Annotated in this window: 11 protein-coding genes; 7 read left to right on the top strand and 4 right to left on the bottom strand. The window is 65.3% G+C overall.

Annotation, left to right across the window (positions count from 1 at the left end):
* The first annotated feature begins 16 nt into the window (after positions 1-16).
* Together J3485_RS15910 and J3485_RS15905 are read left to right on the top strand one after the other, a co-directional pair.
* Complete coding sequence (locus J3485_RS15910) at positions 17-1216, top strand: acetyl-CoA C-acyltransferase (protein WP_206954346.1); 1200 nt, start codon at positions 17-19, stop codon at positions 1214-1216.
* Positions 1217-1301: 85 nt separating this feature from the next.
* A complete protein-coding gene (locus J3485_RS15905; protein ID WP_206954345.1) occupies positions 1302-2069 on the top strand; it encodes an enoyl-CoA hydratase in 768 nt (255 codons plus the stop codon).
* 136 nt (positions 2070-2205) lie between these two features.
* Here J3485_RS15905 and fdhD read toward each other — a convergent pair whose 3' ends face one another.
* Positions 2206-3036, bottom strand: a complete 831-nt coding sequence (gene fdhD, locus J3485_RS15900; RefSeq protein ID WP_242538584.1) for a formate dehydrogenase accessory sulfurtransferase FdhD — start codon at positions 3034-3036, stop codon at positions 2206-2208.
* Positions 3037-3188: 152 nt separating this feature from the next.
* Here fdhD and J3485_RS15895 point away from each other — a divergent pair, with 152 nt between their 5' ends.
* Both J3485_RS15895 and J3485_RS15890 read left to right on the top strand, forming a co-directional pair.
* The gene (locus tag J3485_RS15895; RefSeq protein ID WP_206954343.1) at positions 3189-3665 is read left to right on the top strand and encodes a nitrate reductase associated protein; all 477 of its coding nucleotides are present in this window, start codon (positions 3189-3191) and stop codon (positions 3663-3665) included.
* Between the two features lie 294 nt (positions 3666-3959).
* A complete protein-coding gene (locus tag J3485_RS15890) occupies positions 3960-7103 on the top strand; it encodes a sensor domain-containing protein (protein ID WP_206954341.1) in 3144 nt (1047 codons plus the stop codon).
* Positions 7104-7154: 51 nt separating this feature from the next.
* On the opposite strand, the gene J3485_RS15885 is transcribed toward J3485_RS15890, so the two are convergent.
* Positions 7155-7553 (bottom strand): acyl-CoA thioesterase, encoded by a 399-nt coding sequence (locus tag J3485_RS15885; RefSeq protein WP_206954338.1) that lies wholly within the window; start codon positions 7551-7553, stop codon positions 7155-7157.
* A gap of 164 nt (positions 7554-7717) precedes the next feature.
* Between J3485_RS15885 and J3485_RS15880 the strand changes: the two genes are divergently transcribed.
* A complete protein-coding gene (locus tag J3485_RS15880) occupies positions 7718-9625 on the top strand; it encodes an ABCB family ABC transporter ATP-binding protein/permease (protein ID WP_206954336.1) in 1908 nt (635 codons plus the stop codon).
* 48 nt (positions 9626-9673) lie between these two features.
* Here J3485_RS15880 and murU read toward each other — a convergent pair whose 3' ends face one another.
* A complete protein-coding gene (gene murU / locus J3485_RS15875; RefSeq protein WP_206954334.1) occupies positions 9674-10393 on the bottom strand; it encodes an N-acetylmuramate alpha-1-phosphate uridylyltransferase MurU in 720 nt (239 codons plus the stop codon).
* Positions 10394-10409: 16 nt separating this feature from the next.
* Positions 10410-11456: an aminoglycoside phosphotransferase family protein gene (locus J3485_RS15870; protein WP_206954332.1), complete on the bottom strand. Its 1047-nt coding sequence runs from the start codon at positions 11454-11456 to the stop codon at positions 10410-10412.
* A gap of 228 nt (positions 11457-11684) precedes the next feature.
* Here J3485_RS15870 and J3485_RS15865 point away from each other — a divergent pair, with 228 nt between their 5' ends.
* The gene (locus J3485_RS15865) at positions 11685-14048 is read left to right on the top strand and encodes an LPS-assembly protein LptD (protein WP_206954330.1); all 2364 of its coding nucleotides are present in this window, start codon (positions 11685-11687) and stop codon (positions 14046-14048) included.
* Between the two features lie 86 nt (positions 14049-14134).
* Positions 14135-15535: a peptidylprolyl isomerase gene (locus J3485_RS15860; protein WP_206954328.1), complete on the top strand. Its 1401-nt coding sequence runs from the start codon at positions 14135-14137 to the stop codon at positions 15533-15535.
* Positions 15536-15538 lie beyond the last annotated feature (3 nt).

The following is a 15538-nucleotide window of genomic DNA, read 5'->3' as shown; positions in this document are numbered from 1 at the left end:
CATTCAGGAGTTGCAAATGAGCAAACAATTGCAAGACGCATACATCGTCGCCGCGAGCCGCACGCCGATCGGCAAGGCGCCGCGCGGCGTATTCAAGAACACGCGTCCGGACGAGCTGCTCGTTCACGCGATCAAGTCGGCCGTGGCGCAGGTGCCCGGGCTCGACACGAAGGTCATCGAAGACGCGATCGTCGGCTGCGCGATTCCCGAGGCCGAGCAGGGCCTGAACGTCGCGCGGATCGGCGCGCTGCTCGCGGGCTTGCCGCAGTCGGTGGGCGGCGTCACCGTCAATCGCTTCTGTGCGTCGGGCGTGACGGCGCTTGCGATGGCGGCCGACCGCATCCGCGTCGGCGAGGCCGATGCGATGATCGCCGGCGGCTGCGAATCGATGAGCATGGTGCCGATGATGGGCAATACGCCGTCGATGTCGCCGCACATCTTCGATACCGACGAGAACTTCGGCATCGCCTACGGCATGGGCTTGACGGCCGAGCGCGTGGCCGAGCGCTGGAAGGTGAGCCGCGAGGATCAAGACCGCTTCTCGCTCGAATCGCACCAAAAGGCGATCGCCGCGCAGCAAGCGGGCGAGTTCAAGGACGAGATCGCCCCGTACGCCGTCATCGCGCGTACGCCCGATCTGGCCACGGGCGAGGTGAAGACAAAGACGCGCGAGATCGCGCTCGACGAAGGTCCGCGCCCCGAAACGACGCTCGAAGGGCTCGCGAAGTTGCGCGCGGTATTCGCGAACAAGGGCTCGGTCACGGCCGGCAACAGCTCGCAGACCTCGGACGGCGCCGGTGCGCTGATCGTCGTCTCCGAGAAGATCCTCAAGCAATTCAACCTGACGCCGCTCGCGCGCTTCGTGAGCTTCGCCGTGCGCGGCGTGCCGCCCGAAGTGATGGGCATCGGCCCGAAGGAAGCGATTCCGGCCGCGCTCAAGGCCGCGGGGCTCAGCCAAGACGACCTCGATTGGATCGAACTCAACGAAGCGTTCGCCGCGCAATCGCTGGCAGTGATGCGCGAGCTCGGCCTCGATCCGGCCAAGGTCAACCCGATGGGCGGCGCGATTGCGCTGGGCCACCCGCTCGGCGCGACGGGCGCGATTCGTGCGGCGACCGTCGTGCATGGTCTGCGTCGCCGTAACTTGAGGTACGGTATGGTGACGATGTGTGTCGGCACCGGCATGGGCGCGGCGGGCATCATCGAGCGGCTGTAATCGAACCGTGATCCGGCAATGACGGTTCGCGTGCCTCGGAGCAATTCTCGGGGGCCGCGAACCGTTTTCCTATTGGAGAGAGACGATGGACGTTGTGATTGAGCGCAGTGCCGAGGGGGTGATGACGATCGCCTTGAGTCGGCCCGAAAAGAAAAATGCGATCACGTCGGCGATGTATCAGACGATGGCCGATGCGCTGGCCGACGCGCAGGAGGACGCGGCCGTGCGTGCGATCTTGATTCGCGGCGGCGAGCACGCGTTCAGCGCCGGCAACGATCTCGAAGACTTCATGAAATCGCCGCCCAGCAGCGAGGACGCGCCGGTGCTGCAGTTCCTGCGGCGTATCAGCGGTGCGGAGAAGCCGATCGTCGCGGCAGTCGCGGGCGTGGCCGTCGGGATCGGCACGACGCTGCTGCTGCATTGCGATCTCGTCTATGCGGCGCAATCGGCCGTGTTCTCGATGCCGTTCACTCAACTGGGGCTGTGCCCCGAGGCTGCGTCTAGCTTGCTGCTGCCACGCATCGCGGGCTATCCGCTGGCCGCCGAAAAGCTGCTGCTCGGCGAAGCGTTCGACGCACACGAAGCGCATCGGATGGGCATCGTCAATCGTCTGCTGCCTGCCGATGAAGTCGACGCGTTCGCCCACGCGCAAGCGGTCAAGCTCACCACGCTGCCGGCTGCGTCGCTGCGCGTAACCAAGGCGCTGATGAAGCGCGCGCAGGGGCAGGAAATCGCCGATCGCATGAAGGAGGAAATCGTGCACTTCAGCAAGATGCTGCTCGCACCTGAAGCGCGGGAAGCCATGATGGCGTTCTTTCAGAAGCGCAAGCCTGATTTTCGGCAGTTCTCCTAACCTTCGCTTGGCGTTGATCGGAAGCCCCTACCGTAGGCGAACTCAGGTCGTTTCATGACGAATCGTAACCCGTTTGCCATCTCGTCGAGCCCAACCAAGGGGACGTACCTCTTGCGAAGTCAAAATTGCTGGAATATCAAGCCGCGCCGTATTCGACAAAGCTCGTCTCCCTGCAGAAGCTCACGAGCCGAATCCCGGCTTGCTGCGCGATCGCAATAGCCAGCGAGGAGGGTGCCGAGATCGTCGCCACCATGGGAATGCCCACGCGCGCGGCCTTGCGCACGAGCTCGTAGCTGGCACGGCTCGACAGAAACACGAAGCCGTTGGTCGTATCGATGCGATCGAGCACCAGCCTGCCGATGAGTTTGTCGAGCGCATTGTGGCGACCGACGTCCTCGAACGCGAGTGCAATCGCGCCGCCTGCGTCGCACCAAGCGGCGGCGTGCAGCCCGCCTGTCATACCCGTGAGCGCTTGATGCGCCGGCAGCTCGTGCGCCGCGCGCGCAATCGCATCGGGCGCGAGCCGCTCGAAAAACCCCGTCGCAGGCACGCGCTCCGGCGACAAGTCGAGCAAATCGATGCTTTCGATGCCGCATACGCCGCAGCCGGTGCGCCCCGCGAGCGCGCGCCGGCGCGCTTTCAGCGCAGCGAATGCCTGCTGCACGATCGTCAGTTCCACGTGCGCATAGGGCAAGGCCGCGCCATCGCGATGGAACGCGACCTCGATGTCGCGGATGTCGCTGCCGCGCTCGACGATGCCTTCCGAGATCGCGAACCCGACGGCGAACGCCTCGAGCTCGCGCGGCGTGCACATCATGACGGCGTGCGAGATGCCGTTGAAAACGAGCGCCACGGGCCATTCCTGACCGATGCAATCGACGGTCGCGTCGACGATGCCGTTGCGGTGCCGGCGTACTTCTTGCTCGATGACGCCGCGCTCGTCGGCGCCGTCCAACGGGTCGTTCAAGATCGCTCCTCATCCAGGTGACGCACTGCCGGCCCATCGCCGCACCTTTCGGGCGCGGGCCGGCGTTTCATGCATAAGGTTCTAAAATACCCGAAGCGGGCGCCGTTTGCCCGCACGACCCGGCGCACGCGCGCACGCACAAGGACACCGCCATGGGATTGCATGAAACGCCGCTGCTGTTCGATTTCGAGCTCGTCTCGTCGGAGGACCTCACCTTCATGCCGATGTCGGTCCGCTTCAATCTCGATCGCTTCGGTCTTCGCATCTCGCTTGCGCAGTGGCAATTGCTGCCGCATGCGGATCGCGCGCTGCTTGCGCGGTTTCCCGTCGATGAAGACGCGCAAATCGAGCCGAACTTCGATCACGCCTTGTTCGAAATGATGCGCACGCACGCGAACCTCGAGCCCGACTGGTTTACGCCCGATGCCGAGCCGGCCTGGCGCAACGCGGCGGCCGTGCCCGACGGCCTGCTGCGGCACTGCCACACGGCCGGCCTGGCGGCCCCGAACGCAGAGGTTTGGGCGCGCCTCGATCCGTTCAAGCGTTATGTCCTGACGAAACTGTCGCGCAAGCCGGAGGCGAGTCACGACTTCCTGCCGGCCATGCGCGAGTTCGGTTTGGTCGGTTAAAGCAGTTTGTAAGTATTCGCGCCCGAGCATCGAATGCCGCCAGCGGCCACCGGCCGCCTAGGCTGCGTTCGGGCGCTTCCATGCCGATGCGACGGGATTTTTGAGTCGCAACCCTCAACTTGCGGCAAACGCTGCCGTTATCCATGGGTTGGCGCGTAAAGGCGCGCATCGATCTCGTGAAGAAGGATCGAGCGGGTTCGTAGAGATAGCAAGCCGCGCCGCCCCACCCTGAGTGCCCTGCAACCTAGGAACTCCCAATCCAGGGCCTCTGACACGACCGGCGTTCGACATCCAATGAGTTCCTTTCTATCGAAACGGCTGCTGATCAACATCGCAGTCGTCGCGGCGGCGATCGGCGCAAACGCGTTCGTCGCCTACGGGCAGATTCGCAGCGAGCGGGCGACCGATTCGCGCACGATGCGCTCGATGAGCGTCAAGCGCGATCTCGACGCCTATCGTGCGACGCTTGGCACGGGGCTCGCGGCGCTCGGCCGTTTCGAGCAATCGGGCGCGCCGGTTGGCGACGCCTTCGAACGCGAGCGCGAGGCAACGCTCGCGCAAGGTAAAGCGCGCTTGCGCACGGCGCTCGCCGACGATGCCTCGATGCGCGGCGATCTCGAGGCGCTGTTCGCGCTTGCCGACGGCGTGGAGCGCGAGACGCGCACCGCGCTCGTTCGTGCGGCGCAGCAGAGCGCGGGCACAAGCCCAAGCACCGCGGACGCAGCCGCGGCGCGCGCTTGGGTGGGACCCATCTACATGCGTGGGGGCTCGGCGCTCGACGGCGTCGATACGGCGCTCGCGAAGCTGCGCGAGCGCGAGGACGAGGCGGTGGAGTCGTCGCTGGCGGCCTCCGCGCACTCCACTCGCCTTGCCACGTTACTGCTGATCGTGACGATGGTGGCGGGCTGCGGCATGCTCATCTATACGTTCGGCGTGCGGGAAAGCGCTGCGCGCGCGAAGATTCGCGTGGCCCGCGCGATGCGGCGCAGCGACGAACGCTTTCGCGAGCTGTTCGACGCGCACCCGGTGCCGATGTGGATCTACGACCGCGAGACCTTGAACTTTCTCGCCGTGAACGCCGCGGCCGTCGAGCAATACGGGTACGGCGAAAGCGAGTTTCTCGGCATGACGATTCGCGATTTGTCCTCGCCCGACGAGATCGCCCGTCTCGAGTCGTATCTCGTGCGCGGGTACGCGGCGCCGCGACGCGGCCGGGTGTCCGCGGGCGTGTGGCGGCAGCGGCGCCGCGACGGCACGCCGTTGAGCGCCGACATCACCAATCACGCGCTCACGTTCATGGGCCGCCCCGCGATGTTCGTGCTGGCCGACGACGTGACCGAGCAAATCAAGGCCGAAGCCGAGGCGCATCGCTCGAATCAGATGCTCGAGACCGTCATCGACAACATCCCGCAGCGCATCTTCTGGAAGGACCGCGAATCGCGCTATCTCGGCTGCAACATGGCGTTTGCGCGCGATGCGGGCCTGGCCTATACCGAGCAGGTGATCGGCAAGACCGACGAGGACATGCCGTGGGCCGCATTGGCCGACGTGTTGCGCCGCGCCGATCAGGAAGTGATCGAAACCGGCGTGCCGAAGATGAACCACGAGTTCGCCGTGCTGATCGACGGCGTGCACCGCGCGGGCATCACGAGCAAGATCGCGCTGACGAACGGCGCCGGCACCGTCATCGGCGTGCTGGGCTCGTACACGGACGTGACCGATCGTAAGCGATCGGATCTTGCGCTGCGTCTGCAAAGCCGCGCGCTCGATGCGAGCGTCAACGCGATTCTGATTACTGCCGCGTCCGGCAGCGGGCACGTGATCGAATACGCGAATCCGGCGTTCAAGCGCATCACGGGCTACGATCCCGCGGAAATCGTCGGCCAGGACTGCCGCTTCTTGCAGCGCGACGATCGCGATCAGGAAGGCCTCGTCGCGATCCGCGAGGGGCTGGCCGCCAACCGCGAGGTGAGCGCGGTCTTGCGCAACTATCGCAAAGACGGCGCGCTCTTCTGGAATCAACTCTTCATCGCGCCCGTGCCCGACCCGGACGGCAACACGACCCATCACATCGGCGTCATCAACGACGTCACCGATCTGATTCGCTATCAGGAGCAGCTCGAGTATCAAGCGAACTACGACGGCTTGACGAGGCTGCCGAACCGCAATCTGCTGCGCGACCGGCTGAATCAGGCGATCGCGGGCGGCAAACCGCTCGCCGTCGTCTTCATCGACCTCGACGGCTTCAAGAACGTCAACGACAGCCTCGGCCACAGCGTTGGCGACCGGCTCCTCGGGGTCGTGGCGGAGCGCCTCGCCCGCAGCGCGCGACCGAGCGATACGGTGGCGCGCCACGGCGGCGACGAGTTCGTGATCGTGCTGACCGACGCCGTCGACGAGAAGACGCTGATCGGTTGGATGGAACGGGTGCGCGCCACGATCTCCGAGCCGGTCTGGCTCGACGGCACTGAACTCTACGTCGGCTGCAGCATGGGGGCGAGCTTGTTCCCGCAGGACGGAGAAGACGTCGAGACGCTGCTGAAGAAGGCCGACCTCGCGATGTACCGCGCCAAGGACATGGGGCGCAACACGTTCCAGTTCTATCAGCCCGAGATGAACACGAGCGTCGGCGCGCGGCTCAATCTAGAGCGCCGCTTGCGGCGCGCATTGCGCGACGGCGAGTTTTTGCTGCACTACCAGCCGCAGGTGGACATCGAAACGGGGCAGATCGTCGGCATGGAGGCGCTCGTGCGTTGGCACGATCCCGAGGTCGGGCTCGTGCCGCCCTCGGCGTTCATTCCTGTCGCCGAAGAGAGCGGGCTCATCGGTCCGCTCTCGGAATGGGTGCTGCGCGAGGCATGCCGCCAAAACAAAGCATGGCAGGACGAGGGCCTGCCGCCCGCGCGCGTGTCGGTGAACTTGTCGGCGCGCCAGTTTCAGCAGCGCGACATCGCCAAGCTCGTGATGGCGATTCTCGAGGAAACGGGGCTCGAGCCGCAGTATCTGGAGCTCGAATTGACCGAAAGCACGATCATGCGCAATGCTGAGGAAGCTGTGACGATGCTCAACGAGCTGCACGCGCTCGGCATCGGTCTCGCGATCGACGACTTCGGCACCGGCTATTCGAGCTTGAGCTATTTGAAGCGCTTCCCCGTCGATCGTCTGAAGATCGACCGCTCGTTCGTATCGGACATCGGTGCCTCGAGCGACGACGAGACGATCACGTCGGCCATTATCGCGCTTGCGCACTCGTTGCAGTTGCAGGTGATCGCGGAGGGCGTCGAGACGGCGGCCCAACTCGATTTCCTGAAAGAGCGCGCTTGCAACGAAATGCAGGGCTATTTTTTCGCGCGGCCGATGCCGCACGACGCCATTCCCGCGCTGCTGCAGCACGCGCGAGCGGCCAGCATGCGCGAGGCCGGCGGCGTGCCGGCCTGATGTCCGCGGCGCGCGGCCGCCCGAGGGTGGGCCGCGCGCCGCGGCAAAGCGTTACTTCAGTTCGGGCAGCTTACGCGGACGGCGATCCTTATCGGTCGCCACGTAGGTGAGCGTGGCTTCCGTGACTTTGACGAGTTCTTCCGCCAGGCTCATGCGCTGGGCGAACACTTCGACCGACACGGTGATCGAAGTCGAGCCGGTCTTGACGATGTCGGCGTAGAAGCTGAGCAGATCGCCGACGAACACGGGCTGCTTGAAAACGAACGAATTGACGGCGATGGTCGCGACGCGGCCGTTGGCGCGCCGGCTCGCGGGAATCGAGCCCGCGATGTCGACTTGCGCCATGATCCAGCCGCCGAACACGTCGCCGTGCACGTTGGCATCCGAGGGCTGCGGCACGACGCGCAGGGCGCAGCTTTTTTGCGGAAGCAGCGGGGTGGAAATAGTCATCGAGGGTACCTGTTCTGCAACAATGAGCCGAGCCTGCGACAATGAGGCCAATTAGGCTGATTAGGTCGAGCATCGAAATTGTACGGGCAAACGCCGGCGCGCCGCACGTGCCGCACCGCGCCAGCAGGCCGCTGCTCGATCCGCCTCCCACTCTTGTCCGACCCATGCGCCGCCATAGCCCCTCATCAGAACTCGCGCCGGCACCCGTCCCGGGCGCCTCGCGCCGAGACTGGCAGACGATTCGCTCGCTGCTGCCCTATATGGCCGCCTACAAGGGGCGCGTCGCGCTTGCGCTGACCTGCCTCGTCAGCGCGAAGCTCGCCAATCTCGGCGTGCCGATCGTGATGAAGCGCATCGTCGACGGCCTCGTCTCTATGCGCCAACTGACGGCGCTCGGACGCGCCGAGCACGATCCGGCGATCGTGCTCGCGGGCGGGATCGGCTTGCTCGTCGTCGCTTATGCGCTCGTGCGGCTGTCGACGTCGCTGTTCACCGAGCTGCGCGAAATCCTGTTTTCGAAGGTGACGCAAAGCGCCGTTCGCCAGATCGCCTTGCAGGTGTTCCGCCATTTGCATTCGCTCTCGCTGCGTTTTCATCTCGATCGGCAGACGGGCGGCATGTCGCGCGATATCGAGCGCGGCACACGCGGCATTTCGCAGCTCATTTCGTATTCGCTCTACAGCATCTTGCCGACCCTCGTCGAAGTCGGCCTCGTGCTCGGTTTTTTCGTCGTCAAATACGAGGCCTATTACGCGATCGTCGCGTTCGTCGCACTCGTCACGTACATCGTATTCACCGTCAAAGTAACCGAATGGCGCACGCATTTTCGCCGCACGATGAACGAGCTCGACTCGCGGGCCAATTCGCGCGCGATCGATTCGCTGCTGAACTACGAGACGGTCAAGTACTTCGGCAACGAGGAGTGGGAGGCGCGGCGCTACGACGAGAACCTGCAACGCTATCGGGCTGCGGCGATCCGCTCGCAGAACTCGCTGTCGCTGCTCAATTTCGGCCAGCAAACGATCATCGGCACGGCGCTCGTCTTCATCTTGTGGCGCGCCACGCAGGGCGTCATGGCAGGGCGGCTCACGCTCGGCGATCTCGTGCTCATCAACACGTTCATGCTGCAGCTCTACATCCCGCTCAATTTTCTCGGCGTGGTCTATCGCGAGCTCAAGCAAAGCCTGACCGACATGGACCGGATGTTCACGCTGCTCGGCGCCTCGCGCGAGGTGCCCGATGCGCCGGGCGCGCGGGCGCTTGCCGTGCACGGCGGCGAGGTGCGCTTCGAGCACGTGCGCTTCGGCTACGAGAGCACGCGCACCATCCTCGACGACATCACGTTTTCGATCGCGGCAGGCACGACAACGGCCGTGGTGGGGCCGAGCGGTTCGGGCAAATCGACGCTCGCGCGGCTGCTGTTCCGCTTTTACGACCTCGATCGCGCCGTCGGCGGCGCCATCACGATCGACGGCCGGGACGTTCGCGACGTGACGCAGGATTCGCTGCGCGCGTCGATCGGAATCGTGCCGCAAGACACGGTCTTGTTCAACGATACGATCTATTACAACATCGCTTACGGACGTCCCTCGGCGACCCGCGAGGAAGTGATGGCGGCCGCGCGCGCCGCGCACATCCACGATTTCATCGAAGGTCTGCCGACGGGGTACGACACGCCCGTGGGCGAGCGCGGGCTCAAGCTGTCGGGCGGGGAGAAGCAGCGAGTTGCGATCGCGCGCACGCTGCTCAAGGATCCGCCGATCCTGATTTTCGACGAGGCGACGTCCGCGCTCGATTCGCACTCGGAACGCGCGATTCAGCACGAGCTCGATCAGATCGCGCGCGGGCGCACGACGCTCGTCATCGCGCACCGGCTTTCGACCGTCGTGCATGCCGAGCAGATCATCGTCATGGATCACGGGCGCATCGTCGAGCGCGGTACGCACGCGCAACTGCTCGAGGCGGGCGGCGCGTTCGCGCAAATGTGGGCCCTGCAACAGCGTGCGGCGTCCCGCGAGCGCGCCTCGGCGCGCGAGCATGTCGAGCCAGCCGCGCACGGCGAAGACGCCTGAGCGGCGCGTACGCGATCCGTCGCGCCGTGTTCGCCGCGCGCCGGTCGGCTAGCCCGCGGCGCGCAGCGCGGCGTCGAGCGCGCGCAACTGCTCGGGCGTGCCGACGTTTTCCCAGCGCCCCTCGTAAAGCTCGCCGCTCGCGAGTCCGGCCGCGATCGTCTCGCGGTAGTACGGCGTCAGCGCACGCCGCTCGCCGGGCGCAAGTTCGTGGAACATGCGCGTGTCATAGACCCCGATGTTGCCGAACGTGTAGCGCGCCGAGCCGTCGAGCGAAAGTCGCCCGGCCGTATCGAGCGCGAAGTCGCCGCGCGGATGAAACGGCGGATTCGACACCATGACGAGGTGCATGCGCGGTAGCGCCGACGTGGCCAGGCGCGTGGCCGGCGCGCGCAGGCGCGTGTAGTCGAACTCGCAGAAGACGTCGCCGCTGACGGCCGCGAACACGCACGGCGCACCGCCCTCTTCGAGTAGCGGCAGCGCCTGTGCGATGCCGCCCGCCGTTTCGAGCGCCTCGTTTTCGGCCGAATAGGCAAGCTGCACGCCATAGCGCGCGCCGTCGCCGAGCCTTTGCTCGATTTGCTCCCCGAGCCAGGCGTGGTTGATGACGATCTTCGTGAAGCCCGCTTGCGCGAGCCGTTCGATCTGCCAAACGATGAGCGGTTTGCCGGCCGCTTCGAGCAGCGGCTTGGGCAGCGTGTCGGTGAGCGGGCGCATCCGCTCGCCGCGGCCCGCGGCAAAGATCATGGCTGTCGTGAGCGCGTGCGTCATCAAGCGTGCCGCCCGCTCAAAACGTGTAGCCCACTTGCTGCGCGCGTTGCTCGAAATCGTCGAGCAGGCGCGCGAACGGCATGAGCGGACGGTAGCGCTCGGCCACCTTGCGGGCGTAGCCGAGGAATCGCGGCAGGTCGGTCAGGTAGCGCGCCTTGCCGTCGCGGTAGTGCAGGCGGGCGAACAAGCCCAGGATCTTGATGTGCCGCTGCAGCCCGATCCATTCGATCTGCCGATAGAACTCGCCGAAATCGGGATCGACGGGCAACCCTGCTTTTTTGGCGCGCTCCCAGTAATAGACGAAGCAGTCGAGCTCGAACTCCTCATCCCAACTCATGAATGCGTCGCGCAGCAGCGAGGCGACGTCATAGGCGATCGGGCCGTAGACCGCGTCCTGGAAATCGAGCACACCGGGATTGGGCGCGCAGATCATCAGATTGCGCGGCATGAAATCGCGCAGCATGAATACCTGCGGCTGGGCGCGCGCGCTGGCGATCAAGAGCGCATAAGTGCGATCGAGCACGCCGCGCATGTTGTCGTCGACCTCGCGGCCGAGATGGCGCGTCACGTACCACTCGGGCATCAGCTCCATTTCGCGGCGCAGGAACGCTTCGTCGAAGTGCGGCAGCACGTCTTCGCGCGAGCTCGACTGCCAGCGGATCAAGGCATCGATCGCATCTCGCAATAGCGGTTTCGCGCGCGCGGTGTCGTTCGGATCGAGCTCGGCGATGTAGGTGCGCGTACCGAGGTCGGTCACGAGCATGAAGCCGGCCTCGAGATCGCATTCGAGCACGCGCGGCACGTGCACGCCGGCATCGGCCAGCATCCGCGCGACCTGGGCGAACTCGCGGCATTTTTCGGGAGGTGGCGCATCGACCGCGATCAGCGACCCACCGTGCTCGCCGGTGCTCGAGAGCCGGAAGTAGCGGCGAAAGCTCGCGTCGGCCGAGGCCGGCGCCAGGCTGGACAGGTCGAGCCCGTAGCGGCGGGAGAACGTGCGCAGCCAGGCGGCGAGGGCATCGCGCCGGGCGTCGACGGAGGTGTCGGCGGGGGAGTCAGTCATCGTGTCGGCGGGGAGCAAAACGTCTTGCCATATAATACCCGACGACTTTTTGTGTTGCGCCCCTGTTCCCGTGTCGGCTTTCGCACGGCCCCGTTCGACCTCCGGCGCTTGCATGCGTGCGTGCGTGTCTGGCTGGCCTGCGACGCGACATGCCGCTTTTTGCGCGGCGGTACGGGTAACGTGCGACGGGCAGCGAGCCCGCCGCCGAGCCGATTCGCCAAACGATAGATGCCGCCCAGACAGCCAATTTCAACGAATTTTCCCGGCGACACGCTGCCGCGCTTGAGGCGGCTCGCCGCGGCGCTGATTGCCGTACCGGGCTTCTTGCCGTCCGTGTCGCACGCGCAATTGTCGGGCGCGGCCGCGCAGCCGCAGCCGATCGATGCGCCATGGGGCTTGCGGCTCGCGCCGCAGCTCGAGGAGCATCCGCTGGGTTCGGGCAGTTCGCCCGCCACCTTCGTGCTTGGCGACCAAACGAACGGCACGGCCGATCAGGACGTTGCCGTGAAGGGCTCGGGCGAGCTGCGGCGCGGCGTGGCCGTCGTCAAGGGCGATGCCCTCCACTACGATCAGGACACGGACATGGCCGATGCGTACGGCCACGTGCGCGTGATCGAAAACGGCGTGCTGTTCGCGGGGCCCGAAGCCCATCTGAAGGTGGAGGCGAGCGAAGGCTACATGCCGCTGCCGAAGTACCACTTCAGCACGAACGGCGGTTCGGGCAGCGCCGAGCGTGTCGATATGCTCGACAGCGAGCGCTCCGAGTTCACGAGCGCCACGTACACGGCGTGCCAGTGCACCGACCCGTCGTGGTACATCCGCGGCAGCCGCTTCGATTTCGACACGGGCGCCGACGAGGGCGTCGCGCACAACGGCGTGCTGTTTTTCCAAGGCGTGCCGATCTTCGCGAGCCCGTGGCTGTCGTTCCCGCTCAGCGACGCGCGCCGCAGCGGCTTCTTGCCGCCGCTGTTCTCGATGAGTTCGACGAACGGCGTCGAACTCTCGCTGCCGTACTATTTCAACATCGCGCCGGACCACGATCTGACCTTGACGCCGCGGCTCATTTCCAAGCGCGGTATGCAGACGCAGGCGATCTATCGCTATTTGTCGCCGACCTACTCGGGTACGCTGACCGGCGAGTTCTTGCCGGACGACGCGATCAAGCACGCGAACCGGTATGCGATCTACTGGCAGCACAATCAGGATCTCGGCCACGGCTTCGGTGCTTACGTCTCGTACAACAGGGTATCGGACAGCACCTACGCGCAAGATCTCGCATCGGCCGGCAATCAGTTCGTCATCGGCACGCAAACGCTGTATCAGCAGGAAGCCGGTCTCACGTACAACAACGGGCCCTGGTCGGTGCTGGCCCGCGAGCAGCACTGGCAAACGCTGCAGGGCTCCGCGCCGCCGTACGGCCGCGAGCCGCAACTGAACGTCAAGTACGCGAAGTACGACATCGGCGGTTTCGACTTCGGCGCCGAGGCCGATTACTCGCGTTTTCGCATCACGTCGGCCGATATGACCGAGGGCGATCGGCTGATGTTCAACCCGTACGTGTCGTACGGGATCTACGGGCCCGGCTATTTCGTCGTGCCCAAGGTGCAATGGCATTTCGCGTCGTACGACCTCAGCAACATCTCGAGCACGGCGCCGGCCGGGCAGCCGAAGACGTTCACCGAATCGATCCCGACCTTCAGTTTCGACAGCGGGCTCATTTTCGACCGTTCGGTCCGATTGTTCGGCGACGACTACATCCAGACGCTGGAACCGCGTCTTTACTACGTCTATACGCCATATCGCAATCAGGATTTTGCGCCGCTGTTCGATACCGCCGAATCCGATTTCGGGCTTGCCGAGATCTTCACGTCGAACACGTTCGTGGGGAACGACCGCATTGCCGATGCAAACCGGCTCACGGCCGCGTTGACGACGCGCTTCATCAACCCCGCCACGGGCGAGGAACGCGCGCGCTTCGTCATCGCGCAGCAGTATTACTTCACCGATCAGCGCGTCACGCTGACGCCCGACACGCCGACGCCGGCGACGAGCCACTCGAACCTGATCGCCGGGGCCTCGCTCAAGCTCGGGGCCGGTTTTTCGTCGGAAACGGCGATCCAATATAATGCCGATAACAATCAGCTCGTGCGCTCGAGCATCGGCTTCGGATTCAGCCCGGACGAGCGCAAGGTCCTCAATGTGTCCTATCGCTATACGCGCGCGAACACGACGCTCGACAACGAGCCGATCAATCAGGTCCTGATCTCGTCCGAATGGCCCGTTACGCGGCGGCTCTACGCCGTCGGTCGGGTCAACTACGACGTGGCCAACCATCGTCTCGTCGACGGGCTCCTCGGCTTCCAGTACGATGCCGATTGCTGGATTCTCGGCGTTGGCGTGCAGCGTTACGCAAACGGCGAGGACACCTCGGGGCAGTATCAGTCCGGCACGCGCGTGCTAGCTCAGCTCACGCTCAAGGGGCTGTCGAACGTCGACAACGGGCTTGTCTCGGCATTCCGTGCGGGCGTGGCGGGCTACCAGCCGCCGCCGCCGGCGCCGCCGCCGTTGTCGCGGTTCAGCAATTACGAGTGACGGGACGAGCAACGCGCATGGCCTTCCGGCTCGTGGCGCAAAAAAATGGGGCGCGTTTGAGGCGGCCCAAGTTATTTGGAGCATGTGTGGCAATCGTGAATAAGCTTCGCTTGGCAACGCTCGCGGCCTCGATGGCCGCCGCCCTTTTTCTGCCGGCCGCGCCGGCCGCGGCGCAGGCGTTGGGGGGACAAGCCGGTCAAACGAGCGGCTCGGGTCAGACGGCCGGCGCGGGTCAGACGGTCGACTCGGTCGCTGCGGTCGTCAACGACGACGTCATCACCGTGCGCGAGTTGGACGAGCGCGTCGGGCTCATCTCGCGGCGGCTCGTGCAGCAGCACGCGCCGGTGCCCCCGCAAGATCAGTTGCGCTCGCAGGTGCTCAATCAAATGGTGCTCGAGCGGATTCAGCTCGAAAAGGCGAAGGAAGACGGCATCGTCGTCAGCGACGAGGACGTGCAAAAGACGCTGCAGCGCCTGGCCACGGCCAATAACCTGTCGCTCGACGTCTATCGCGCGCGGATCGAGGCGGAAGGCGTGCCCTGGTCGGTATTCACGGGCGACGCGCGCAACGAGCTGATGCTCTCGAAGTTGCGCGAGAAAGAGGTCGACAGCAAGGTGACCGTGTCCGACGCCGAAGTCGCGAACTACATCGCGAGCCAGCGCGGGCCGGGCGCGCGAGCGCAGCAAGATCTGCGCATCGAGCACATTCTCGTGAAGGTGCCGGCCGGTGCGGCGCAGGGCGTCGTCGACGCCGCGCAGAAGAAGGCCGAAGCGATCCTGCAGCAGGCCAAGAGCGGCACCAAGTTCGAATCGCTCGCGAAAGACAACTCGCAGGCGGCCGATGCGAAACAAGGTGGCGATCTCGGCTTCAAGACGCCGGGTAGTTTGCCCGATCCGTTCGTCAAGGCTGCGGCGCAGTTGCGTCCGGGCGAGGTCAATCCCGATCTGATCCGGACCGACGATGGTTTCGAGGTGATTCGGCTCGTCGATCGGCGCATCGGCGTCGGCGGCTCGGCGGCCGATGCGCCCAAGATCGTGCAAACCCACGTGCGCCATATCCTGATCCGCGTCGGCGACGGGCAGTCCGAGGCCGACGCACGACAACGGCTGCTCGATATTCGGCAGCAGATCGAAGCCGGCGGCGATTTCACGCAGTTCGCACGCACTTATTCGCAAGACGGCTCGGCCTCGCAGGGCGGCGATCTCGGGTGGGTCAGCCCCGGCGAAACGGTGCCTGAGTTCGAGCGTGCGATGAACAACCTGAAGGACGGCGAAATCAGCGAACCCGTTCGCAGCGAGTACGGCTACCACCTGATCCAGGTTCTCGGCCGGCGCGATGCGGAAGGCTCGGTCCAGCAGGAAATGGATTTGGCGCGTCAGGCCATCGGACAACGCAAGGCGGAGCAGGCGTACTCCGATTGGCTGCGCGAACTGCGCGATTCGGCGTACGTACAGTACAAGGTCGCCGCACCGCTCGCACAGCAGTGAGCC

Origin of the sequence: Trinickia acidisoli (assembly GCF_017315725.1) — a bacterium.
GTDB classification, from domain to species: domain Bacteria; phylum Pseudomonadota; class Gammaproteobacteria; order Burkholderiales; family Burkholderiaceae; genus Trinickia; species Trinickia acidisoli.
This window is presented reverse-complemented; position numbering and strand designations above follow the sequence as displayed.